This window comes from Nocardioides sp. JS614 (assembly GCF_000015265.1).
Lineage (GTDB): Bacteria > Actinomycetota > Actinomycetes > Propionibacteriales > Nocardioidaceae > Nocardioides.
Genome location: NC_008699.1, coordinates 613,312 through 637,515, shown reverse-complemented (window position 1 = coordinate 637,515; position 24,204 = coordinate 613,312). Strand labels below are relative to the sequence as shown.

22 protein-coding genes and 2 pseudogenes are annotated in these 24,204 nt (G+C 65.1%); 9 read left to right on the top strand and 15 right to left on the bottom strand.

The window, feature by feature from the left end:
• The first annotated feature begins 48 nt into the window (after positions 1-48).
• The 4 genes and pseudogenes from NOCA_RS04475 to NOCA_RS28150 form a co-directional block, all read left to right on the top strand.
• Entirely contained in the window at positions 49-1,143 is a 1,095-nt protein-coding gene (locus tag NOCA_RS04475) for a tyrosine-type recombinase/integrase (RefSeq protein WP_238383412.1), read from the top strand.
• Complete coding sequence (locus tag NOCA_RS04470) at positions 1,140-2,138, top strand: tyrosine-type recombinase/integrase (protein ID WP_011754085.1); 999 nt, start codon at positions 1,140-1,142, stop codon at positions 2,136-2,138. The genes NOCA_RS04475 and NOCA_RS04470 overlap by 4 nt, the downstream gene beginning before the upstream one ends.
• A complete protein-coding gene (locus NOCA_RS04465; RefSeq protein ID WP_011754084.1) occupies positions 2,135-3,124 on the top strand; it encodes a tyrosine-type recombinase/integrase in 990 nt (329 codons plus the stop codon). Before NOCA_RS04470 ends, NOCA_RS04465 begins: the two co-directional genes overlap by 4 nt.
• A gap of 82 nt (positions 3,125-3,206) precedes the next feature.
• Positions 3,207-3,738 (top strand): annotated as a pseudogene (locus NOCA_RS28150) (transposase); the annotation flags it as partial.
• A 21-nt stretch (positions 3,739-3,759) separates the two neighbouring features.
• Here the strand turns inward: NOCA_RS28150 and NOCA_RS28145 are convergent.
• From NOCA_RS28145 to NOCA_RS04400, 13 genes and pseudogenes are all read right to left on the bottom strand, one after another.
• Positions 3,760-4,976, bottom strand: a pseudogene (locus tag NOCA_RS28145) (IS1380 family transposase); the annotation flags it as partial.
• 665 nt (positions 4,977-5,641) lie between these two features.
• Positions 5,642-6,484: a carbon-nitrogen family hydrolase gene (locus NOCA_RS04450; RefSeq protein ID WP_011754083.1), complete on the bottom strand. Its 843-nt coding sequence runs from the start codon at positions 6,482-6,484 to the stop codon at positions 5,642-5,644.
• A complete protein-coding gene (locus NOCA_RS04445; protein ID WP_011754082.1) occupies positions 6,481-8,886 on the bottom strand; it encodes a xanthine dehydrogenase family protein molybdopterin-binding subunit in 2,406 nt (801 codons plus the stop codon). Before NOCA_RS04445 ends, NOCA_RS04450 begins: the two co-directional genes overlap by 4 nt.
• Positions 8,883-9,389 carry a (2Fe-2S)-binding protein gene (locus tag NOCA_RS04440; protein WP_011754081.1) on the bottom strand — a complete coding sequence of 169 codons (507 nt, stop codon included), beginning with the start codon at positions 9,387-9,389 and terminating at the stop codon, positions 8,883-8,885. Before NOCA_RS04440 ends, NOCA_RS04445 begins: the two co-directional genes overlap by 4 nt.
• Before the next feature lies 1 nt (position 9,390).
• Complete coding sequence (locus NOCA_RS04435; RefSeq protein ID WP_011754080.1) at positions 9,391-10,242, bottom strand: FAD binding domain-containing protein; 852 nt, start codon at positions 10,240-10,242, stop codon at positions 9,391-9,393.
• A gap of 34 nt (positions 10,243-10,276) precedes the next feature.
• Positions 10,277-11,011, bottom strand: a complete 735-nt coding sequence (locus NOCA_RS04430) for an SRPBCC family protein (protein WP_011754079.1) — start codon at positions 11,009-11,011, stop codon at positions 10,277-10,279.
• 84 nt (positions 11,012-11,095) lie between these two features.
• Positions 11,096-12,280 (bottom strand): FAD binding domain-containing protein, encoded by a 1,185-nt coding sequence (locus NOCA_RS04425; protein ID WP_011754078.1) that lies wholly within the window; start codon positions 12,278-12,280, stop codon positions 11,096-11,098.
• A gap of 31 nt (positions 12,281-12,311) precedes the next feature.
• Positions 12,312-13,238, bottom strand: a complete 927-nt coding sequence (locus NOCA_RS04420; RefSeq protein WP_011754077.1) for a cyclase family protein — start codon at positions 13,236-13,238, stop codon at positions 12,312-12,314.
• Positions 13,238-13,537 (bottom strand): Dabb family protein, encoded by a 300-nt coding sequence (locus NOCA_RS04415; RefSeq protein ID WP_011754076.1) that lies wholly within the window; start codon positions 13,535-13,537, stop codon positions 13,238-13,240. The genes NOCA_RS04420 and NOCA_RS04415 overlap by 1 nt, the downstream gene beginning before the upstream one ends.
• 175 nt (positions 13,538-13,712) lie before the next feature.
• A complete protein-coding gene (locus tag NOCA_RS25440) occupies positions 13,713-14,939 on the bottom strand; it encodes a PucR family transcriptional regulator (protein ID WP_011754075.1) in 1,227 nt (408 codons plus the stop codon).
• A gap of 122 nt (positions 14,940-15,061) precedes the next feature.
• A complete protein-coding gene (locus NOCA_RS04405) occupies positions 15,062-16,234 on the bottom strand; it encodes a sugar ABC transporter substrate-binding protein (RefSeq protein ID WP_011754074.1) in 1,173 nt (390 codons plus the stop codon).
• Between the two features lie 518 nt (positions 16,235-16,752).
• Entirely contained in the window at positions 16,753-17,043 is a 291-nt protein-coding gene (locus NOCA_RS26950; protein ID WP_140404163.1) for a hypothetical protein, read from the bottom strand.
• Between the two features lie 252 nt (positions 17,044-17,295).
• Positions 17,296-18,579: a flavin monoamine oxidase family protein gene (locus NOCA_RS04400; protein WP_011754072.1), complete on the bottom strand. Its 1,284-nt coding sequence runs from the start codon at positions 18,577-18,579 to the stop codon at positions 17,296-17,298.
• Positions 18,580-18,874: 295 nt separating this feature from the next.
• Here NOCA_RS04400 and NOCA_RS04395 point away from each other — a divergent pair, with 295 nt between their 5' ends.
• Genes NOCA_RS04395 through NOCA_RS28595 form a run of 4 tightly spaced genes read left to right on the top strand, consistent with a single transcriptional unit; the run spans position 18,875 to position 20,602 of the window.
• Complete coding sequence (locus NOCA_RS04395) at positions 18,875-19,288, top strand: FAD-dependent oxidoreductase (protein WP_011754071.1); 414 nt, start codon at positions 18,875-18,877, stop codon at positions 19,286-19,288.
• A 7-nt stretch (positions 19,289-19,295) separates the two neighbouring features.
• Positions 19,296-19,610, top strand: a complete 315-nt coding sequence (locus NOCA_RS04390) for an FAD-dependent oxidoreductase (RefSeq protein WP_197687786.1) — start codon at positions 19,296-19,298, stop codon at positions 19,608-19,610.
• A 51-nt stretch (positions 19,611-19,661) separates the two neighbouring features.
• Positions 19,662-20,156, top strand: coding sequence for an FAD-dependent oxidoreductase (locus NOCA_RS28600; protein WP_083768058.1), 495 nt, complete (start codon positions 19,662-19,664; stop codon positions 20,154-20,156).
• The gene (locus NOCA_RS28595; protein WP_443189692.1) at positions 20,153-20,602 is read left to right on the top strand and encodes a luciferase domain-containing protein; all 450 of its coding nucleotides are present in this window, start codon (positions 20,153-20,155) and stop codon (positions 20,600-20,602) included. Before NOCA_RS28600 ends, NOCA_RS28595 begins: the two co-directional genes overlap by 4 nt.
• A 458-nt stretch (positions 20,603-21,060) precedes the next feature.
• On the opposite strand, the gene istB is transcribed toward NOCA_RS28595, so the two are convergent.
• Positions 21,061-21,840, bottom strand: a complete 780-nt coding sequence (istB, locus tag NOCA_RS04375; protein WP_011754070.1) for an IS21-like element helper ATPase IstB — start codon at positions 21,838-21,840, stop codon at positions 21,061-21,063.
• Positions 21,837-23,390: an IS21 family transposase gene (gene istA / locus NOCA_RS04370; RefSeq protein WP_011754069.1), complete on the bottom strand. Its 1,554-nt coding sequence runs from the start codon at positions 23,388-23,390 to the stop codon at positions 21,837-21,839. The genes istB and istA overlap by 4 nt, the downstream gene beginning before the upstream one ends.
• A gap of 136 nt (positions 23,391-23,526) precedes the next feature.
• On the opposite strand from istA, the gene NOCA_RS26355 reads away from it, so the two are divergent.
• On the top strand, positions 23,527-23,994 hold the full coding sequence (locus tag NOCA_RS26355) for a molybdopterin synthase catalytic subunit (RefSeq protein ID WP_238383411.1): 468 nt from the start codon (positions 23,527-23,529) through the stop codon (positions 23,992-23,994).
• Positions 23,995-24,204: the final 210 nt, after the last annotated feature.

Sequence of the window (24,204 nt, the reverse complement as noted above, 5' to 3'; positions counted from 1 at the left end):
CGGTGGTTCGCGGCGAAGGGGTACTCGCCGGGCTCAGCGGCCGCAGCCGTGAATCTGGCCCAGCGGCTGAGCGCCTGGATGGAGTTGGCTGGCGCTGGCATCGATGAGATCGACGAGGACCTGCTCGATCGGTTCGTGACAGCGGAGCGTTCCCGCGAACGGCCGTGCTCCTCGGTGAAGCCCTGGATCGGTGCGCTCCGCCGATGCCTGACAGATTCCGGCTACTTGCAGGCAGACGGAGTCGACGAGGACCGGTCCACACCGACACAGGTTGCGGCGGCGCAATGGTGCGAGTGGATGCGGGTCCAGCGCGGGCTGACCGAGAAGTCCATCGTTCGGTATCGCTACTACGCAGTCGGTCTTCTGGACCAGGTGACGACGGCCGACGGGTCGGTGAGCTGGGACCGGCTCAACGCGACGATGATCAACGCGTACGTGGCTGACCGTGGCCGTGGCTACGGTGTTGCCGCCAAGGCTCACGTGGTGGGCTCGGTCCGTTGCCTGCTGCGGTGGGCGCTGAGCACCGGTCGCTTGGACCGGGACCTGAGCGCCGGGATCCTCAAACCGTCCGGGACCAAACGATCCCTCCCGCGGGGAGTGACCGCCGACCAGGTCGCGGCATTACTCGCCGTCTGCGACCCGACCACGGCGATCGGGGCACGAGACCGTGCACTGGTGTTGATGCTGGTCCGGCTCGGCCTGCGGGCCGGTGAGGCCGCCCATCTGATGCTCGATGACATCGACTGGGCAGGCGGCCAGGTGAGAGTCACCGGCAAGGGCCGCGAGCACGTGCTACCCCTACCCGTCGACGTGGGGCAGGCATTGGAAGCCTGGCTGCGACTTCGACCTGAGGCGCTGGATCGCGCCGTGTTCGTGCGCCTGCGGGCACCACGCCAGATGATGACGGCCTCGGGAACCTCAGGGGTCATCGCCCGCCTGTCGAGCATGGCCGGCATCGAGCCGATCCACGCACACCGGCTCCGCCACACCGCCGCGATGGACGTCCTGGCCGCGGGCGGCACGCTGAGCGAAGCCAAGGAACTGCTGGGCCACGTCTACACCGTCACCACGATGACCTACGCCAAGGTCGACCTTGCCTCGCTACGCGAGCTGGTCGTCCCGTTCGGACAGGTACCGCGATGACCGCCCCCGCGAAGACGCCGGCGGCGTCGGCGCCGACACCGACGTTGCGTGATCGGCTCGATGAGTACCTGGTGATGCGCCGGGCGTTGGGGTTCCAGCTCAACGACGTCGAGCGGCAGGTCGGCCTGTTCTGCACCTGGCTCGAAGCCCGCGGCCAGACGCAGACGTTCACTATCGATGAGGCGGTGACCTGGGCCCGGCTCAACCCGGACGCGCACCCCTCGTGGTGGGCGACCCGACTGTCGTTGGTGCGGCGCTTTGCCGGCTACCTGAACGCGAACGACGTCGACGTCCCGGTCATCCCGCGCGGGCTGCTACCGGCCCCGAAGCCTCGAGCGGTGCCCTTCATCTACAGCCAACACGACCTCGATGCGCTGCTCACCGCCTGCGACCGAGTGTTCACTGACGAGCGGATCGCCGCGACGATGCGCACGGTCATTGGGCTGCTTGCCGCGACGGGGCTGCGAATCGGGGAGGCATTGAAGCTGCGCGTGGGCGACGTCGACCACGTCAACGATCTGTTGGTCATCAAGGCGGCGAAGTCGGTTGAGCGGCTCGTCCCGCTGCACCCCACGACGACGGCCGCGCTGATGGACTACATCACGTTGCCAGCCCGCACGGCGACCAACCCCGACCCCGATGGTCCGGTCTTCGTGACCGCCAACGGGACCGGGTACATCTACGTGAGCTTCTACAAGATGTTCCGAGCAGTCCGGGAGGAAGCCGGACTGACACCGCGTGGGAGAGCACGACCGCGCCTGCACGACCTGAGACACACCTTCGCCACCGCGCACATGACCGCGGCCTACGCCCACGACGGTGACCCCGAGCGGGTGTTGTCGCTGCTCGCGACCTGGCTCGGGCACTCCGACGCCACCCACACGTACTGGTACCTGTCCGCGACTGGCGAGCTCATGGCCCTGGCCGCCGGCCGCCTTGAACTCAACCCCGAAATCGGTGCCGACATCGATGCCGGCACAGGAGAGCCCTCATGAACGCGCTGGCCGCCAGCTTGCAGACCTACTTCACCACCTTCGCCCGAAGTCAGCGGGACCTGTCGAATCACACGATCGGTTCCTACCGCGACACGTGGCGGATGCTGCTGAAGTACCTGACCACGACACTCGGGGTCAGCGTCGACGCGGTCGACTTCGACGCCGTCACCGCGACAAACATCACCAGGTTCCTGGACTACCTCGAACACGAGCGCGGCAACAGTGCCAAGACCCGCAACGTCCGCCTGACCGCGATCCGCGCCGTGCTCGGCCACGCGCTGCCCGATCACCCCGAACACGCTGCAACGATCACCCAGGTCCTGGCGATCCCGCCCAAACGCACGACCAGACCGGTCATCGAGTTCCTCAGGCCCGACGAGGTCGTCGCCCTCCTCGCCGCGCCCGACCCGACGACCCGGACGGGGCGACGCGACCACGCGCTGCTGGCCATGACCGTGCAGACCGGTCTTCGCATCAGCGAGGTCTGCTCACTCACCATCGACGATGTCCACCTCGGCACCGGCCCACACGTCACCTGCACCGGCAAAGGACGGCGCCGACGCATCACGCCCCTGACGGGCGCGACGGTAAGCGTGATGACGGACTACCTGACCGAGCGGTCCGCCCGGCCCGGGACCGCACTGTTCTGCGGTCCCCGCGGTCTGTCCCTGTCCCGCGATGCCCTCGAGCATCGACTTGCCACCCACGTCGCAGCCGCAGCAGCCGCCTGTCCAAGCCTGACCGGGAAGCACGTCACGATGCACACCCTGCGCCACACCGCAGCGATGAACCTGCTCGCTGCCGGGGTCGACGTCGCCGTCATCGCGCTGTGGCTCGGGCACGCCGACACCCACAGCACCGATGGCTACCTCCACGCCGACATGGCCATCAAGCAAGCAGCCCTCGACCGAACCCGACCGCCCGACGTGCAAGCCGGCACCTACCGTCCCGCGCCCGACATCCTCACCTGGCTCACCGCACTTTGACTATGCCGACCATCCGGAGCCGAAGGCCGCGCCAGCACAGCCCATCCCCAGCAACATCGGCATAGTTCGAAGGTCGGCATAGGACTTCTCCTACGTGTGGACCCTGACCGGGTTCTGCTACGTCGCGTTCGTCGTCGACGTCTTCTCCCGCCGGGTGCTTGGCTGGCGGGTCAGCGGCTCGAAGGAGACCCGGCTGGTCCTTGACGCGTTCCGCCAGGCCCTCGACGTGCGTCAGCGCCACCACGTCGAGTGGACCGGCACTGGGCTGATCCACCATTCCGATGCCGGCAGCCACGTCGGTGGCTTTCACCGCCGAGCTGATCGAGGCCGGTATCGCCGGGTCGATCGGCACCGTAGGCGACGCGCTGGACAACGCCCTGTGCGAGTCCGCGATCGGACTGTTCAAGACCGAGGCCATCAACGACGGCGGACCGACCTGGAAGGACCGATCCGCAGTCGCGTGGCAAGTCGCCCGATGGGTCCACTGGTACAACACCACCCGGCTGCACTCCTCGATCGGCTACCTGCCACCGATTGAGTTCGAGTCACTCCACCGGCAGGCTAAGACGACGACCCCCGACCCGGAGGTCGTCAAACAACCGGCCCTCCGATGAATCCAGGGCGGTTCAGGTCGCGGCTGCCCGGGTGAGGTTGAACGCGATGACGGCCACCACGAGCCAGGCCGCGTTCGCGGCGAACGACGCTGAAGGCAGGTGAGCCACCGAGGACTTCCTTCAGGTTGGCGTGGAGCTGCTCGATGATCGGGTGACCGCGGTGGGTCTTGTCAGCGGCCACGGTGTCAGCTGTCGCGAGGTCGGTGGTGGTGAAGAACCCGTGGAAGCGCCAGGTGTCGAACAACGTCTCCTGACCTGCTGCTTTTGCCGGGCGAGGTCGCCGATCCGGCGCACCACGAGACGTCCGGGCACGTGGTGGACCTTCTTCTGTGCGGCGAACGCGGTGAGGGGAATCTCGGCGACCTCCGCTCGAGATACCCATCGATCGGCTTGTTCGTCGTAGACGGCGTCGGTGTACTCGATGCTGGTCCAGGCGTCATGGGGAAGCGTGGAGATCGCTGCCTTGATCCGCTTGTCGAGGCGCACCGTGACCGAGACATCCGCACCCGCCTTGAGCGCGGCCGCAAACGGTGCGGTGGCCGAGGAACGCCCAGTCTGGGCGCAGCAAGGGCTTGTCGGTCGACATCGTGCGAACGGTCCTCAGCGCGTCGGCAACCAGCCGTTTGCACCCCGGGGTGAGCCACGCGATCCCTTGCGGAGTCGTTTGGGCCACGACCACAGAGGCGCAGTCCTTCGTGGACACGGTCGCAAGCAGAGCGTTGACTCCACGGACCCCGGAGTAGCCGTAGCCCGAGCCCTGCTTGGTGTAGTCGTGGACCTCGATGATTGTGTCGTCAACGTCGACCATCACCCGGCCGGCTGTGTCGATGGCGTCGGGGATGATGCTGGCGACCAACGGTGTCTGGGGGCCAGCCGGGTCAGGAACCTCGACGCGACGGCGTCGAGCTGACGGACGTGGCCAAAGATGAACGTCCGAAGGAAAGACCCCAACGTCGAGGGCGCGGTGGCGTGGGTGAACACCCGGCCCATCCCGCCGAGCCGAGGGAGTGCCACGTCGTCGATGGAGTCGGCACGGGCGACCATCCCGGCGACGAGCGAGGCGACCTTCAACCCGGCGTTGGCGCCCTTGTCGGTCGGCACCGACAGGTGCTGCCGGCGAGCTCGTGAAGGCCAGCGGACCGGGCCAGCACGAGGACCGGGACCAGTCCGGCCGACGACACGAGATTCGGATCGTCGAACACCGCGGAGGTCGCAGCCGACGTGTGGCAAAGTTGCATCTACGAGATGCCCTTCGTGATGGTGAAACTGGGACCTTAGACAAGTTCGATTTCTCGCCACGTAAGAGCATTCTCACCTCTTGACGCGCGCAACCGTTCCCGCAGATCGGTGGATCGAGGCTAAAGAACCAAGGGGTCAATTTTCAACCCGGGTTCAACTTGAGGAACTAACCACAAGCAACGACGGGCTCGGTGCGAGGTTGCGTCGTGGTACTCGTTCTCGAATTCGACTGGTGGGCACTCGAGGGGCACCTCCGCCGGCTGCAGCGTGGCTCGCCGGGCCTAGGCCGGGGTGGTACCGGATGCTTCCTGCACCTCGCTGGGACGTACCAGCGCCGGCGAGCGGGTTGTACCTCATCCACTGCCCGGGGGGTGCGGACCAAGTGCCCCACCGCGCGACCGCACCGAGGCGCTGCTTGCTGTCGAGGACGCCTGAAAACGCGGCCGTGACCCCGGACGGCGTCACTTTCGAACCATGCCGACAACCGCCCGAGGCATCTCGAGATCGCTCCTCCAAGCCGACGACCCTGATCCCACATCACCAGACCCGCTTTCATTACCCGGCGTGGCACAGACTGTCGAATGCCGTCGACGTTTGCGCAGGTCAGCACGGGTCAATCAGTCAGTACTACTACTTCCGGCCGCCGGGCTGAGCAACCGTATGTCTAGATCCTGCGGTCGGCCAGGACGGGAAAGTCCGCTCTGACAGAAGCGACGAGGTTCAGATCGATGTCGGTGAGCAGGACGTCCTCATCGCTCCCCAGCTCGGCGACGACTTCACCGGTAGGGGCGACGACCTGGGAATGGCCTCCCATATCCAGCCCACTGTGCGTGCCGGCGGTGTTGCACTGGAGCACCCAGGCTTGGTTCTCCAAGGCTCTCGCCCGTCCGAGTAACCGCCAGTGCTCCACTCTGCGCATCGGCCACGCCGCCGGAAGCACGATCACGTCGGCACCGAGATCGCCGAGCCGGCGGAAGAGTTCCGGGAACCGGAGGTCATAGCAGGTCGCCATGCCGACGCGACTCGCACCCGTATCGTGCACCAGCTCGGCAACAGCGAGGTCCGTGCCGGCTTCCAAAACGCGCGGTTCACCGTCGCCGAAGCCGAAGCGGTGGATCTTCCGGTACGTCTTGTGGACGGTGCCCTGCGGAGAGATCAGCACAGAAGTGTTCCACAGTCCGCGTCTCTCGGCACCGCGATCGGCGCCGTCCTCTGCTCGCTCAATGATGGATCCCGCGTGCAGCCAGACACCGACCTCGCGGGCAACCGAGGCCATCTGCGCGATGGTCGGTCCGTTCATGAGCTCCGCTGTCGCCCGCCACGTCGTGGATGCGAAGCCGCCGTGCGCCCAGAGCTCCGGGAGCACCACCAGGTCTGCGGGTCCGACCTCGCGGATCCATTGACTGACTCGCTGAACCCGATCGGACAGACTCTCGTCGTCGCCATAAGCGACCTGAAGCAGGGCAACGCGCAGACGATTCGTGCGCGAGCCGTCCCCGCTGGTCACGACCGCTCTGCCAAACCGGTCGCTACCTTCGCTCCAGACATGGCACCAAGCACCTTCTCAGGCGTCAGTGGCAGGTCGCGCAACACCACGCCGAATGGTGAAAGGGCGTCGTTGACGGCGTTCAGAACCGCAGCGGGAGCCGCGATGAGGCCCGACTCTCCCATCCCCTTCACGCCCGAGGCGGAGTGCGAGGAGGGCGTCTCGAGGTGGTTGATCTCGAACGGCGGGGCGACGTCCATTGTCGGCAGTCCGTAGTCGAGGAAAGTGGTAGTGAGAATCTGGCCAGACTCGTCATAGGCTAGTTCCTCGAATACGGATGCACCGATGCCTTGTATGACTCCGCCGCGGATCTGTCCCTCTACGATGTTGGGGTTGATGACCGTGCCGCAGTCTTCGACTGAAAAGATCTTCTCGAAGCGCACGAAGCCGGTCTCGGCATCTAGTTCCACCATGATCGCGTGGCCGCCGTTGCTGAACATCGCCTGGGAAGGATCGTAGGCCTGGGTGGCTTCGAGGGTTGGCTCGAAGTCCTCTGGCCACGAGTCGAGGTCGAAATAGATTGCGGTGGCAACGTCGGCGATGGACAACGAGGCGTCCGAGATGCCCTTGATCGAAGCGAGACCGTCTACCAGCTCGATGTCATCGGTCGATGCTTCGAGCATGTGGGCGGCTACCTGCCGCACCTTCTCTCTGACGACGTCTGCTGCTCGTGACACGGCTCCACCTGCAACGACTGCGCCGCGGCTACCGAGGGTGCCTGAGCCGTAGGCGTGAGAGGTCGACCGCGCTGTCTGGACGCTGACGTCCTCCACCTTGATGCCCAAGGTGTCGGCTGCCATCTGGGCCATGGTCGTGGCGAGTCCTTGGCCCTGCGCCGACAGACCGATCGTCACGTTGGCGGTGCCATTGGGGTTCAGCCGGACTGTGGCGGTGTCATGGTAAACGTCGCCGAGTCCGTGCTCGAGGCTGGTCGCCGTACTCTCGCCGCTGCTCTCGACGAAGCAGCTGAGGCCCAGCCCGATGTAGCGCCCCTCCTTGCGCAGCTCGGTCTGCCGACGCAGAAAGGCCGGGTAGTCGACCATCTCCTCGAGTGCGTCGATTGTCTGCAGCCAGCTTCCCTCCTGGTAAACAATGCCCTGAGGATTGGTCCACGGGAACTCGCGAACGACATTGTGTCGACGGAAGTCGAAGGGCGACATGCGCAGTGCACGCGCGGCATCGTCGGCGAGGCACTCACGAGCGAATGTCCCGGCCATGTAGCCCACCCCGCGGTAGGCGCCGACGGGCGTCTTGTTGGTGGCCGCGGCCTTGTAGGTGTACTCCACAGCCGGTACGTCGTAGATGCCGGTGGGGGTCATCACTGCGGCACACCACGGCTCCACGGCCATCGACCATGGTGGCAGGTGATACGCCCCGCCGTCACCGAGCGCGTGTGTACGGACTCCTGTGATCTTGCCGTCGGCATCGAGCGCGTACGCGATGTCAACGTACTGCTCATGCGCGTGTGCGCCGGCGATGAGGTTCTCTCGACGGTCTTCGATCCACTTGACAGGCCGGCCGACTTCCCTGGCGATGAGTGGCAGCAACATCTCTTCGGGATAGACGTGCGCCTTCAAGCCGAACCCACCGCCGGTGTCGGGAGTGATGACTTCGACGCTTTGCTCCGGGAAACCGAGGTACGCCGTCAGCATGTACTTCAGATAGTGCGGCATCTGGGTGTTCGACCACAGACGTAGCGCCTTCGACGCCCATTCGTAGTCGGCGATCACGCCGCGCGTCTCCATAGGAGCCGCCGAGACACGGCAGGTGTAGAACCGACCCTCGACGACCTGGTGGGCCTGTTCGAAGGCTCCTGAAACGTCACCGAAGCTCGCGCCACCGTTGAGTCCGATGTTATCGGGCAGCTGCGGGTTCGCGACTGGACCGCCACCGGCGGCTGCGTCCACGTTGGTGACGGCAGGCAGCTCGTCGAAGTCCCAATCGATCAGTTCACAAGCGTCCTCTGCCGCGTAGCGCGAGTCAGCCACGACCACGGCGACAGGCTCACCGACGTAGACGACTTCATCTCCCGCGAGCAGCGGCATCGTGGTCGGAAAGCAGCCTTCAACCGCCATCTCGCCGACGAGGCCCTCGCAGAAGGGGGCGACGTCCTTGCCGGACCACGCCAGTGCCACGCCGTCCGCGTCGCGGATTGCGGACAAGTCGAGATTAGTGATTCGTGCGTGTGCAACAGGACTTCGTATGAAAGCCACGTGGAGCTGGCGCGGGAGGTCGATATCGGCGATGAACTCACCTCGGCCGGTGAGCAACCGCGGGTCTTCAGACCGCAGCACTCGGGTCCCGACCGACCGAGCAGCGACGACCGGCGTCTTCATGTGCTGGTGACTGTCGAGCTTCTTCACTGGTCGTCCTCCGTGTCGCTCTGACCCTCGGCCGCCGCTTGTTCGATGGCAGAGATGATGGTCTGGTATCCCGTGCATCGACATAGCGAACCCGACATCGTCTCTACGATCTCCTCCCGTGTCGGGGTCGCGTTCTCCTCGAGCAACGCAGTCGCCGTCATCAGGAAGCCAGCCGTGCAGAATCCACACTGAAGGCCGTGCTGCTCGCGGAACGCACGTTGGAGGTGGTTCAGTTCCTGGCCATCGGCAAGGCTCTCAACGGTCCGGATCTGACGGCCTTCCGCCTGCACCGCGAGGGTGAGGCAGGAACGCGCCGGCAGATCGTCGAGCAGTACCGTGCATGCTCCGCACACACCGTGCTCGCAGCCAAGCTTAGTGCCTGGAAGCTGCGCATCCTCACGGATGAAGTCGGCCAGCGTCCGGCGTGCCTCAACCGTAGCGCGGTAGCGGCTCCCGTTGATCGTCATCGAGACGTCCAAACGCTCTTCGGGGGTCGTGGACACGTCAGGCTCCGTTCATGAGTTCGATCACGGCACGTCGTACGAGTGAGGCCACCAGCTTCCGGCGATACTCGCTGTTGCCGTGAATATCCGAGATCGGGTCGATCGAAGCGGCTGCCGTCACGGCCGCCTCATCTGCCAGGCCCTCGGTCAGTGGCGTCTCAGTCAAGAGACGCTCGACCTCCGCAACCCTCCGTACCGACCCGACAGCAGCACCGACTGTGACTCTCGGGTCCAGAAGCACCCCATCGCGAGCGGTACCGGTGGCAGCCACAAGGGCGAGCCCGTAATCGCCCTTCTTGACGGCAGCTTCTTGGAACGACCATGCAGTGCGCGTGGTGGGTACCGAGACGTGGGTCAGGATCTCGTCTTCGGCGAGGGTCGAGGTGAAAGGCCCGACAAAGAAGTCGTCGGCCTCGATCGTCCTCCGCCCGCGGGGACTGACCGTGCGCATCGTTGCGCCTAAGGACAGCAGGATGGTCGGCCACTCACCAGACGGGTCGGCGTGTGCTGTGCTGCCGCCGAAAGTTCCGCGAGATCGGATTTGCGGATGAGCGATGTGGACGACCGCCGAGGACAGGATCGGCAGACGCTCGGCCACCATGGCCGAACGCTCTATCTCTCGGTGCGTCACACGCGCCCCGATCAGCAGAGATGTGCCTTGGTCTTCGATGTCATCGAGGCCAGACACATGCTGCAGGTCGACCAGGATCGAGGGAGCTGCCAGCCGCATGGCGAGGAGCGGCATCAGGCTCTGACCACCCGCCAGCACCTTCGCGTCCGGATCGGACGCCAGATGCTCGACAGCGTCGTCGAGCGACCTGGGTGCGACATAACGGAACTTGGGTGGTTTCACGGTGTACTCCCTCAATCAGTGGTGATTGATGACATCAACGATTGGCCGAGCGCGCCCTGCCGGAGGCGTACCCCGCTGCGAAAACGCTGATCAGAGCGGCTACGACGCTGACGAGCGCCCCGCCGGTAGGAATGGCCTTGGCCCACGACATTCCGCCGGCCAGAGCTAGGATGTCGAGCACCTCGTCGTCGCGGTCGCTGACACGCCCACCTACCCGACTGGATGACGCGGAGGCCGCCGGGTGCGCGGGGGCCTCGGCAGCCTGGTGTTGCGCGTCGCGGTCGTCCGTGGCAGCGGCAGCAGACGTGGGTGTGTCAGGAGCGCCTTCCGCTGCGACCATCTCTTGCAGCCGCTGAGCGAACATGGTCATCAGTGCGCCACTCACGTCCGCAAGCACGCCCCGTCCGAACTGGGCCACCTTGCCGGTCAGGGCGAGTTCCGTCTCGACCACCACGCGGGTACCCGCGCCCTTCGGGTGGAGTGTCGCGCGCACGTTAGCGGTTGCGTCTCCCTGACCGCGTGCGTCCTTGCCACGGGCGAGGAGGACGGCGGTGTGCGCCTTCTCGTCGAGCTCCGTGAACTGCGCGACACCCTTGTACTCGGCTGTGATCGGACCGACCTTGATCTTGGCGCGGCCATGGAAGTCATCGCCTTCAACCGACGTGATTGATGCGCCGGGGAGACATGGCGCCACCTTCTCGAGATCGGTGAGAAGAGTCCACGTGTTTTCCGGCGGCAGTGCTACTTCGAACTCATTGAGCAACTGCATCGGGTTCTCCTTCTTGCCTGGGCGACGTATTCAATAACGCGTCAGTCGCAACGCGGGCAACCTCGGGTGAGGTCATGGCCCGTATCACGCGGGTCTGGGTAGACCGAACCGGAACTCTGCCGCCCCAGGGGGGAACTCCCCCCCGTGCTGCAGGGCAGCGGCCATCGCGCGCACCTTCGCCAAGTACGCCTCCCCCACGGCCAGCCGTTCGGGTTCCCACGCCGCCAAGGCCTCCTGGACGTCACCGGAAGCCTCGACGAGCCGGTCGGCGAGCGCCCAGGCATCGGCTGCCGCTTTGGCGGCTCCCGCCGCAGCATGCGGTCGGGGAGTGAATGCCGCATCCCCGATCAGGGCGAGTCGGTCGAATGCCATCCGAGGGACATCGGCGTCGGCGACGATAGTGACGAACGGCTGCGGAGCTCCGGTGATCAGTTCACGGAAGTTGGGCGCCAACTGGCTGGTCGCTCTGCTGCGGAACTCTTCGAGGCTGGACGCCGGCAGCGCCGGGAAGTGCACGGAGACGGGTCGTCGATTTCCGTCGTTCGCCGTCATGAGCTCGTCGAGGGCCTCTCCTGCTTCGACGTTCCAATACCACTGGAAGTTGAGCCGGGTGTCGCCCGTGACCTCACCCTCGGAGGAAACCTGACTTATGGGATACGCGATGATGTGGCCGTCGGGGAGAAGGCCGTACGTAAAGGCATCCTGGAAGAAGTCCCATGTCTCCGTCGAGACGTCGCTTTGGTCCACCATCCCGCGCCAGGTGACATACCCCGCGTAGTCGGGCTTCCTGCCCAGCAACTGCGATCTCGCCACAGAGCCGCCACCATCCGCACAGACGAGGAGATCAGCGGTGACCTGGGCGCCATCGGCGAAGGTGGCCGTAGCGGTCTCCGCTCCCGGGGTAACGAGGACGAGTTCCTTGCCGAGGTGGTACCGCTCTGTCCCGAAAGCGTCCAGCAACTTCTGGTAGACGGCATTGTAGGCCGTGAAGCGCCACCCCGCCTTGACCTGGCCTGCACTCCGTCCGGAAGCAGCATCGAAGTAGCGCATCTCGTTACTCGGGACACTGATGTCTTCCAGCGCGGTCGAGGTGCGCTCCAGCAGGTAGCGGACCAACTCGGGCTGGACTACGATTCCGGTGCCGAAACCGGAGAGCAGCGTGTCGCTCCGCTCGTAGACATCCACCTCGCAGCCAGCGTCGCGGAGTAGATTCGCCGCCGTCAGACCCGCGATCGAACCGCCGACGACACCGACCTTCGGCATGCTCATCCCGTACCTCCTTGTCCGTCCCTCGTCACGATCAGTTGTCACGCAGCGGCAACGCGATGGGTCGGAGCGGTGCTCCGCTTGCGCCGCGCAGACGGATGGGTGCGGCGATCAGACAGAATTCGTCGACGCCGTCGCGCGACAGTTCCTCCAGGTTGACCAGTTCGATCATCGGGACACCGGCCTCTGCAAGGAAGTGGCAGTGCCCTGGGAGCCAGTTGTCCTCGTGCTGGGACGGGCCGACCTCGACACACTCCTGATCAGCAGCGATCGCCGAGATTCCCTGGCGGGTGAGCCACTTGGCGGCCTCGAGGCTAAGTCCAGGCGGATTTCCGAGCACCTTGGACCCGTCGGGCCAGAAGCCCATACGTCCAGTCCGGATCAGCGCGACGTCGCCCGGCTGCAGGGTGATGCCCGCATCATTGAGCACCTTCTGGCAGTCCTCGACGGTGATGGCGTACGAATCCGGCAGGCAGTCGACTTGGTGGCTCTTGGCGACATCGATCAACACGCCGCGGGTGATGATGGGCGGGATGACCTCTGCCCCGCCCTTGGTCCATCCGCGACTGCCGAGATTGTCCTCGACCGAGAAGCCGTTGTAGATGTGCCCGTCCACGCCGAAGTGGCTCAGGGAGTCGATGTGCGTCCCAGTGTGGGTGTACATGAAGACGACATCACCGGAGTAGCAGACATGCCGATTGCCGGCCTCTCCGACTCCGTTCATGTTGTCGACGACAGTTCCAGCGGGGGTGTGGCTCATGAACAGCTGATAACTGGGGTCGCCAGCGGCTTGGAAGCTCGGCATGCCGACGAAGTAATCGATGCTGAGATCGTAGCTCCGGGTTCCGTCGACCCGCGCCAGGATGGCGGCGGAACCTTCGCGGCTGAGGTGATTGAGCGCCCCGAGCTGATCATCGGGTCCCCACGGGCTGGCGGCAACCTTGATGCCGGCCCGATCCATCAGGCGTCCTTGCGCTCGAAGTCGACGACGGCGCGTGCTGAGAACCGCGGCAGGAGTCGCTCGACCACGCTGAGGTGGAAGGGGTCGTTGGAGTAGGCATCGAGGTCGTCCCAGGAGTCGAAGTCAGTGATGAGTACGCCGTCGAACGGGTCCCCGTTGTCCCCCGGGTCGCCCTGATGGCTGCCAACCTCCCAGTACTTGATCACTGGCAGCGCGCCCGGCAGTGTGTTCAGGATCTCGATGATCTCGTCGTTGCTGTGGCCTTCGGCCACACGCCATGAGAAGACGTGCCGAATCATGGGGAACTCCTCTTGCTAACGCTTGGGTGCGCGACTGCGCTGCGCCAGTATGGGAGCCGACCCTTCCGATCGCCTCTGCATGCTCCGACAAGATGGAGGTTGTCTTTGTGGGATTGCTGACGTGCCGACCGTCAACGTCCGCCGAGGAGTCCGCCGAGGGACGACTGATCGTCGTTCAGATCCCTGTTTCGCCTTGGCTGTTCTCTCCGAGAATGGAGAGCTGACGATCGCTTGCTTCGTGCAAGACACCAGCCAGGCGAAGGGCTACCGCGAGCTCGTCGCGGCGATCGCTGATCGGGAATCCGAGCCGTTCCTCGATCGACTTGAGGCGGTACGCGACCGTCCGCTCGTGCACACGGATGCGGCCCGCAGTAGCGGCCGCGTTCTGACCCGTGTCGAAGTAGGCCTTCAAGGTCTCACGCAGAAGCTGGGTGCGCGCATCGTCGTCGCCGATCGGTCCCAACTCACTCATCATGAAGTCACGAGCCGCCGGCGCGTCACGAAGTACCACACTCTCCAAAGCAATATCGCGGTAGCGCGTGACAGGTTCGGACCGAAGGCGCCCCACTCGGCAGGCCTGCCACGCCTGCCTGTGTGCGCGACGGAAGCCGTCGACGCCATTCAGCGGGCCGCCGACTGCAACGAACGTTGCCGCCGGTGGTTGGAACGTCTCGTAGCGCTGCTCGAAGGACTCGCAGAGTCGGCTGCTGCCCAACCAGGCCAGCGACGTCCCGCCTGTGCCTTCGACCACGAGGAGGGACGCCTCGAACAGGGTCGCAAGGGACTTCAGGGCGACCCTCGGCGCACTTCCCCACACCACCGCGGCCAGGTGATCAACTTTCAGATTGTAGCCCAGTTGCTCGGTGTCTGTCGGAACTCCGTTCAGAAGGTCTGTGACGACTGCTCGACGCTGCCGGTCCCTGCTATGGAAGAAGTAAGCCGACTTTTCCTGCTCGTAAGTCGCTACTACGTCGTGCGTGATGCGGTCGTTCCAAGCGAAGTGGTACTCGGCAGCCTGCTTCAGGACGGCCATCTGGCGCGGGCCGGCAGGTACGATGCGTACAGCCGTTTCAAGAATCCAGTTCCACAGCACCACCTGGCCGATCCGGCGAGTGAGGAGCAGGTCGGTCAGTTCGACGCCGGCCTGTGCAGCGACCCTTGCCTCTTCCAAGGCCCCTTCGGAGGCGCCGTCAGGGAGCTGCCGGGCGTGACGGAGTCCGTGGATGATGCTCGTGAGCGCCCCCGTGATGCTGGGTAGTTCGGTTTCGAGCAACATGGGGTCGTTGCGGCGGTAGTAGTTAGGAGCACCGGAGCGGCAGCGCTCCCTGACTTCCTCGCTGATTGCCGGGATCTTCAGAATGAGTTCATCCGCGACCGCCCGTAGGTCGTGCTCGATCGACATGAGCAGATTGTAGGGCTCTCGCGCACACCTCTGAGCGGCGTTCTAACACCCTCGACCGGCACTGGTCGGGGCAGGGGAGGACGCAGGCGCAAGCCCGCGTCCTCTCCCGTCGGTTTGGCGGATCAGGAGACGCCCCACACCTTCTTGAAGACCGGTTCGTAGTCAATGCTGGTCGACCAGGCCTCGCCCTCGGGCGGGAGGTCGTGGTCGTGGTCGAACATCGAGATGCCCACGCCCGAAGGGACCCTCTCCTCGCCAGCAAAGTACCGGTTGATCATGTCCGCGGCCGACCACGCCTCATAGCTTCCGTCGTAGGTCCACCCGGCGTCCTGACCCTTGTTCTGGCGGACGAGGTCGATGTTCGCGGCGTATCCGCTGCCGGAGACCACCTCGATCGAGTCGTTGCGTCCAGACGCCATCACCGCCGCCGCTCCCCCGGAAGTAACGAGGTCGTCATAGGACAGGGCCATGCCGTTGGCTTCCGGGTTGCGAAGAAGCGCAGTCGAGATCTTCTCCTCGAGGGCGGGTCCGAAATCGGCAAGCCGGATGTTGAGTGTCGCGACCTCGCACTCGGGACACTGCTCCTTCATCGCCTTCTGGAAACCATCGTGCACAGCCTTGGTGATGACAAGCTCGGTGTTGCTGACCTCAATGATGTTCGCCTCGGATCCGAGCTTGGAAAGGAGCCACGTGGCCTCCGCCGCGCCGAGTCCCTCGCCCCATGTGATGAAGTCACCTTCGACGAACTCCAGGCTCCGCTCGTAGTAGGAGGGCTGGCTGGGGTCGACGTCGCTGCAGTCGGCGGCCTCCTGGGAGAAGACCGGGATGCCCGCCTTCTTCGCCTCTTCGAGGGCGGTCCTAACGAGCGGGCAATCGATTGAGTAAAGCCAGATGGCGTCTGCGTTCTGCGAGATGGCCTGCCGGATTCCCTCTTGATACTCGGCGGGCTCGTACTTGCCGTCGTATACGGTGAAGTCCCATCCGAGGAGTTTTGCGGCGGCCCTGGCGCCGTTGGCCATGGCAGTTCCGGTCGGCGACTGGACACCAGAGCTCACCAACGCGACCTTGTAGCCGGATTGCGCCTTGGGGCCGGTGGACGCGGGCTCGGTGAAGGTGCCGTTGCCGTAGAGCTTGTCGATGGCTTCGTTTGCCGCCTGCGCCACGTTGTCGTCACTGGAGGCGGAAGCGGCTTGTCCCCCGGACTCAGTGCTGCAACTGCTGATGACTCCCATCACCGCCAACACCAGGACCGCGCCAGCGAGGCGCCGGACTCGTGTGCCGAGTGTCTTGTGCATGTCGTTCCTCTTTCGGAGTGCTGTTCTGGACAGGCCACGAGCCTGCGAAGTGTCAGCGGCGAGCCACGATGTAGCCGCCATTGGTGATGCTGGGTCCGAGAATCGAAGTGATCGGCGAGTGAGCCGAGTCCCTTCAAGCGGCGCCCTGCTAGGAACGCCCCAGGTTCGATCACGTAGCGTGGGATCGGGGTTGTCGTCAGGACTAAGCCTCAGATGGATGCCTTGTCGCCCTAGGGACCTTGGGGTTGCCGGTAGCCCCTCTCGGTTTCGGTGTGGTCCAGTTTGGGGGTGGTCCGCAGGGGCACCTGTTGCCGAGATTCGACGAATTCGGCACGATCCCTGTCACCTTCCTGCAAGTTGGCGGCCCGCGTCAGAATTGGTCTGCTCAGGTGACGACCACGCCCAATGGGCGTTGTCATCACCGTGACTCGCGATGGCGTGGTGTCCGGCCTGTTGGTGGCTGTTAGCTTGGGGCAGGAGATCCCGGCATTCGGGCCAAGTAGCGCAGATTCGTTCTCCTACTCCCTGCCGGGACCGCAGTCGGAGACTTGGGTCTTCCCCTGACAGTCAGGGCGCTCGGTCATGACGTCGATGATTCCGTCGTGGAGAGCCTTGAAAACAGCAAGATCCGGCACGTTGACCTCGATCACTTCAACCTCCCCAATCGCCTCACCCCAGTCGATGAGACTGCCCTTCCGAGAACGGCGACGCCGCGGCGAAGTGTGAATCTGCACAGGGTGAATCTCGCAGCGGTCTGCCGACTTCCAGACCACGACGGCGTTGCCTGCCCGCTTGAGTGCTGTCTTCACCAAGGGACGATGGATCGAATAGAACTAGTCGACGTCCGCCTTCTACGAGGTCGCCTGCTGGATGCCCTCTCAGTACTCGGCCTGGTCGTACTTGCCGTCGCGGACCCGGGTGATCCCGGTCCTTACGACGACAGGCCGATAATCACACTCTGCCTCGGGTCCGTCGCTACGTGTGCGATGCACAGACAGACGACCCATAGCCCGCCCGTCGGCGGCGTATTAGCGAGAGACTGGCGGCCCAGAGTCAGACGGTTAGCCGTTGATTTCCGCCCGAACGCGGTCGGCGGTCTCGAGCGCACCTTCGATGTAGCCAGGGAACAAGAGTGAGACGTCCGACCCTGCGAAGTGCACGCGGCCGTGAGGCTCGCCAAGCGACTTGTGGGCACGTGTCGCCTGCCCGATGCGCGGCGACACCCAGGGTGCGCGCACGTACGGGTCCGCGCACCAGTCGTGATAGTCCGTTCCGACGATGATCGCCTCCGGCAGGTAGTGGTGGACCGCTGCCTCGATCGCGTCGTTGTCGGCGGGGTCGAAGGAGTCCCGGTCGGTGAAGCCGACGAGGATGCGGCCACCGTCGGTAGCGGGTAGGTAGTCGTACAAGGTCGGGAAGACACCGTCACCAGTGCACGAGATTCCTTCCGGGACCCCCTGCACGTGGATGAGCAGCTTGAGTCCCCTGCCTCCATGCCCTTCGGCGACGACTTCGGCGCGCGGTCCTGACAATGGCGGCTCGAATCGGAGTTCTCGCATGCAGTTCAAAGGTGCCGCGACGACGACGTGTTCGGCCCTCAGCGCACGCTCTGCGCCGTATGCGAGATCGACCCAGTCGGCCTGTTGATGAATCGCGTGCACCGCTTCACCTAGGCGAAGGTCGGGCACCTCGCTGGCGATCGCACTCGTCAGCGTGCCAGTACCGCTGGTCATCACCTCGTCCAAGGACAAGAGCACACCGAGCACAGAGTAGTCATGCGAGGCGATCAACTGCAGGACCCACAGTGCTGACGCGTCCTCGACGCGTTGACCCATCATGTTCCAGATCCACGATCGCAGCAGCTGGCTGGTGACAGGCGGCGGGTTCAATGCGTTCAAATAGTCATGCGCCGAGATGTCGAGATCCTTGAGATTCTGATTCTCGAGTCCTGCGTGACAGTCGATGCGGCGCGCGTCCCTGATGAGGCAGAAGAGGACTCTTTCTGCTTCGAGAAGCTCTTCAGGCGGGATGGGGAAGGCAGCGTTGTGATCTCCGGACGCCAGGCGGTTCCGGAAGACCTTGAACGGCGCGGCGGGTTGGGTCTCGATGTTGTAGCGGTCGACCTCTGCTGCGAGGCGCGCGTGGTGGTGGCGGTGGAAGTAGGCTCCGCCGACCTCCACAGTCGTTCCTGGGTCAGTGGCCGACTCTCGGCTGTACGCACGGCCGCCGACTCTTCCAGCTGCTTCGAGCAGCACGACCGAACGCCCCTCTGTGCTCAGATCCCGTGCCGCCCGGAGTCCGGCAAATCCGGCTCCAACGACTGCAACCTCGACGCTATCGACCATGCTGTTCCCTCTCGTTCGCTCAACGGACATCTTGGCCAATCGATGCGATCTCCTCCGTTACCCGGATCTGATGAAAGGCAGGTGACCTCTGTCATCTTCCTGCAATAGTGACGCCCTGCGATCCGTGGCACACGTTGTCCCGCCACCCCGACGCGGCTGTCGGCTCGCGCGGGACTGCCGCACGCGAGGGGCTATACGAACGTACGGATCGATGCCTCGATTCATACGGCACGAGCAGTGACGGTGGTCGTTCGTCTGCCTACGGTCGACGGGTGAGCCAGTCGAGAGCACTCGCATGACCCCGCCGTCCAGTGGCACCGTTGCGGTCCTAGGAGCAGGTTTGGCGGGCCTCGCTGCGGCTTCGAGCCTCGTTGCCGAGGGGTTCGATGTCACGGTCTTCGAAGCACGGGACCGCGTCGGGGGTCGCGTGTGGTTGCAGTCGCTCGAAGCTGCGTTCGGTCCGATCGTCATCGAGCGCGGCGCCGAGTTCGTGCTTCACGGCTACTCCGAGACGCGGGGTTTGTTGCAGCAGTACGGTCTTGGGCTCGTCGAGACCGGGATGAGCTATTACGTCCGCGAGGTTGGCGACCTGACGGACGTGTCGACCGAAGACCTCATCGCGGCCGGCCGGGATGCGTTGCGATTCGTGCGCGATCATGCGCACGAGGGCGCACTCTCCGCGGAAGACGGTCTGCGGGGGGGTGGGTGATGGTCGATTGGCCGAGGCACTCAGGGCTCGCATCGAAATCTCGGCGGCGGCGGCAGAAGCTCGCGAGGTGAGCGCTTCTGCGCTCGGCCAGATAGCGTCGATCGAGCCCCAGCCGAGTTGGCGGATTGCGGGCGGCAACCAGAGCCTGCCCGACGCGATTGCCGCCGAGCTCGGGGCTCGCGTGCGCCTGAGCGAGAGGGTGGAGGTCCTCACCCAGGACGCAGCAGGTGTCACCGTCACGACGAGAGATGGTCCAGGCGATTCGATGCTGCGGTCGTCGGCCTTCCGCTGGCCGTCCTTCGTGGGCAGGGCCACTGTGTGATCGATCTGCCCAAGTGGAAGCGCGCGGCCCTGGACCATATGGTCCAAGGACATGCAGCCAAGCTCCACGTCCCGCTCAGCGAGGAACCCGGGACCTCGGCGGTCATGTCCGTGCGCGGTCGTTTTGGAGTTGGACAGCGCAATCTTGTCGACGACGCTTGAAAACGAGGCCGACGGTCGTGTCCCGCCGATACTCAATTGCTTCATGGGCAGCGCTGGAGCTCTCGGTGCGTACGGTCCGGATGGGCTTCAGTCTGGGTGGACAGAAGCGGTGCGCCACCTACGTCACGACCTTGAGTTCGCACCGGGGGCCCGCGCCGTCCTGAGCACGTGGTCTGATGATCCTTTGTCCGGCGGGGCCTACTCAGCACTCGGGGCCGACGCCACCCCGACCGACGTCGAGGCGATGCGGCGCCCAGTAGGCGCGGTGTTCTTCGCCGGCGAGTACGCAGATCCGGATTACACTGGCCTGATGGAAGGGGCGATCCGCAGCGGACACCACGCCGCTGCCGGGGTGGTGTCTTCCCTGTCCGGTCGGGTGCGATGACTCACCCCTTCGCCACACTGCCACACCGCGCGGGCCCTATCCCCGAGATAGTCGGTCCAGCCGCGCACAGTCAATGGTCACAGATCGCTCCCGTCATGGTTCAGGAAGAGCTGTGGTCCCGCATGCGTTCGCTCCCCTATACCTACATGGCCCCGACGTTGGTTTCGGTGTCGCACGCACGGGCTCTCCACGTTGCGGGAGGGATCGGTTCAGCGCGGCCCGAGAGATTCCAGCGTGGGCGCGAGTTCGCGCACTTGCATCCTCCTCATGATGGGAGCCTTCACCTCTCGGTCCCGGCTCAAGTGATGGAGCAGGTGGTCGGCGCCAGATGGGGTGTCCCGCATCCTGTGCAGGATGCCCTCCTTGTGTTCGGTCCTCGGGATCGTCATGAACTGGAAGTTGTGTGGCACCTCGTCCAATTGAGCTATGAATGGCTTACGACTTGAACCGGTCGGCGAAGAAGCGATGCTTGCCGGTGCACGCGGTGCGCGAGTCCGAGGACAGCACGGAGGCGCAAGCCGACCTGGGATGAGACAAGACAGCGACCCACGTAACGACGGGACAGTGTTGTTGGGCAGAAACACCCGGTTCCCCAACAACCTCGTAGAACGAGCGAGGGCTTTCCTGGCGGGTTTCGACGTGACGGCGCACCATTTCCGTCCCGAGTCGCTGCCTCGTCTCCAGTCATTTCGGGGACACCATATCTAGGCATGGGTGCCTTACGGGCAACCGGTCGTGGAGCCACTAACTTCTCTGCATAACCCATCCTGCTGTCCGTTGTCAAGGGCCAGTAGGAACTGCCCAGTGGCGGACGTGAAACCTGCCCGCTGACGGCCACGAGAACTGCCCAGTGGTGGCCATGGGATCTGCCCAAGGGGGCTGGCGGCCACCACCGACCAGGTGCTCAGCTCAACGGGCTCACCCCCTGGCCGGCGAGCGCTTGGGTGAGCCGCACGGAGTCCCCGCTGGTCTGGCAGACGTGAGCGTGGTGAAGCAGTCTGTCGACGGTGGCCGTGGCCAGCGTCTTGGGCATCAGCTCGTCAAACCCGGATGGGTGCAGGTTCGAGCTGATCGCGACCGAGCGCTTCTCATACGCGGCGTCGACGAGCCGGTAGAGCCCCTCGGCTGCGTCGGCGGCCACCGGCAAGAGGCCGATGTCATCGACCACCACGACGTCTGCTCGCAGGACCCGGGCGATGGCCTTGGTGACGGTGTCGTCGGCACGGTGGCGGCGTAGCAGCACCCCGAGGTCCTCCAGGGTGAACCAGGCGACCTTCAACCCTTGCTCGACGGCATGTTGTCCGAGTGCCTCCAGCAGGAACGTCTTCCCGGTGCCCGACGGCCCGCACACCACGAGGTTCTCCCGCCGGTGGACCCATTCCAGGGTCCGGAGCGCCTGCTGGGTCGGCGCCGGGATCGAGGAGGCCTCGGGCTGCCAGGCGTCGAAGGTCTTCCCCGTCGGGAACCCCGCCGCGGCACGCCTGGTGGCCAAGGCGGATCGTTCCCGGCCGGCGACCTCCTCGGCGAACAGGGCCTTGAGGACCTCGGCCGGTTCCCAGCGTTGGGCCTTCGCGGTCGCAACGACCTCGGGGGCGTGACGACGGATGTGAGGCAGCCGCAGCCGGCGCAGCAACTCCTCCAAGTCCGCTGGCAGCGGCGGCGCTTGCGCTGTCCTGGCGGTCATCGGGTCACCTCGCTGTCGGCCTCGACCTGCTGGCCGACCTGCTGGCCGACCTGCTGGCCCAGTCGCGACCACGCGCTGGTGCCCTGGGTCAACGAGGAGTCCTCGCTGGCGCGGTGCTCACCGCCTGCGGGTCGGCGGGCGTGATGGTCCAGGATCGAGGCCAGGTCGGCCTCGGCGAACCGGCCGTGGACCGCGGCATGGCCGAGTGCCCAGTCGACCTCGACGGGGTCGAACAACTTGGCCAGCGCGAGCGCTTCGGACATCTTGACCCGCATCCGACCGGTGCCCGCCGCAGCGGCCTCGATCAGCCACAGCCGGGCACCCTCGCCCAGGTCGAGGAACTCCGACTCCGCCGGGTTCTTCGCGCGTGGTCGGCGATCCAGCGGCCCCGCTGGTTGCGGCGGGAAGTGGTCATCGTTGATCCGTGGTGTGCCGGGGGTGGCCCGGTGGTGGCGGGCAACCTCGACCGGACCGTCCTGGCCGACGTGGACGATGACGACCTGCTCGTCGCCCCCGCGGCCATGCACCCGCACCCACACCGTGGCGCCCAGCAGGGCGTGCGGGACCGAGTACTGGCCGGACTCGAACATCACCATCGGCGTGTTCGCCGGCACCACCCGGGTGGTACCGAACGCCACCGTGTGCGGCGTCATCGCCACCGGGTGCAGCCGGGTCCGTTCCTCGGCGAGCATCTCGATCGGCGGCCGCTTCGTGATCCGATGGTCGCGGGTGTTGACCTTGTGACAGAACTCCTCGCAGGCTGCCTCGAGCTCGGCGAACGAGCCGTACTCTTCTCGCAGGTTGGTGTCCTTGGGGACCAGATCGGCCTTGCTGATCTTCACCGACGACTCGGTGCCGCCCTTGGACGCCGGGTCCGCGGGAACACAGGTATGCACGACCACCGAGTAGTGCTCGGCGAACCCGACGAGCTGTGAGTTGCGGACCGGGATCCCGGCGATGTGCTCGACCGTGACGGTCTTCTCGTTGTCGGTCAGCACATAGGTCGGCACCCCACCCAGACGCCGGAACGTCTGGTCCAGAGCGGCGAACACCGACGGCATCGTCTTGTCACGCAGCGCGATCACCACCCGGAACCGCGACCACGCCAACCACGCGACGAACAGCACGGTCTTCACCCCGTCGACGACCGGACCGTCGCCGTAGTCGTACTGCAGCCACATCCCCGGCTCGGTGACCCACGGCCGGTGGACCCGCACATGTCCCGCGCGGTAGGCAGCCTTGACCTTCGCGACCGCACGGCGGGTGGTGCGCTCCGAACCGGTGTAGCCCAGCGCCACGAGCTTCTCGTGGGCCTTGTCGGCGCGGACCTTGCCCTTGGACCGCTCGACCCACTCCTCGACCTTGGGCAGGTACTCATCGATCAGCTGCGGCCGCACGGCCGCCTTGTCCAGCTCACCGGCACCAGCACGCCGCACGACGTAGCGCTTGACGGTGTGGTGGGAGCAGCCGGCCAGCTCCCCGGCATCACGCAACGACCCTGTCAGGTCGTAGGCATCCAAGATTTTCATGATCTCCTCGGCAGACTTCAACTCATCCCTTCCTCGGGAGCAATAGGGCGCATCAGCACCGCTCATCGCACCCGAGGAAGGGGCCTCAACCGCGGACCGCGGCAAGGCAGACAACGTCGTGTCGGGCAGATCCCATGACCGTCAGCGGGCAGAACTCATGTCCGCCACCGGGCAGCTTCGTGGCCGTCTCCGGGCAGCTTCTCGTGGCCGCCGACAGTCCGTCTCGTCGACATTCGGGAATACGCCGTTGAGCGTAGACGAGGTTCGTCGTTCACTCGACGACGATGCGTCGGGCGGACTCCTTCCGTTCCTGGGTCGTGTGCGCGATCGCGATGGCGGTCGTTCAGTGGACAGGCTCGAGTACTCCGCTCATCCGAACGCTCTAGAGCAGTTGGTCCGCGTGTGCGAGGAGGTCAGCGATAGGCACGAGGTTCACGGCGTTGCAGCTTGTCACCGGGTAGGCACAACTGGCAATCGGAGACATCGCAGTGGTCATCGCGACGGTCTCTGCTCATCGCGGAAACGCCTTCGAGGCATCACGCATCTCATCGACACACTCAAGTCAGAAGTCCCGATCTGGAAACATCAACAGTTCGGCGACGGCACCGAGGAGTGGGTCAACTAACCCTAGCCCTCGCAGACCTCGACAGGCTTCACGTTGCCAGTCTTGCATACGGGTAACTTTGCATACCGGTTCGTACCGGCCCGTCGCCCAGTCATCAGCCGGAAGCTGTGCCTTCAGTCTCGAATTGGGCCAATCCGTGGAAATTGCCAATTTCCTTCGCCAACTGTCACAAAGCCGACCGGCAGAACGTTAACTAGCATCGCCCCGTGG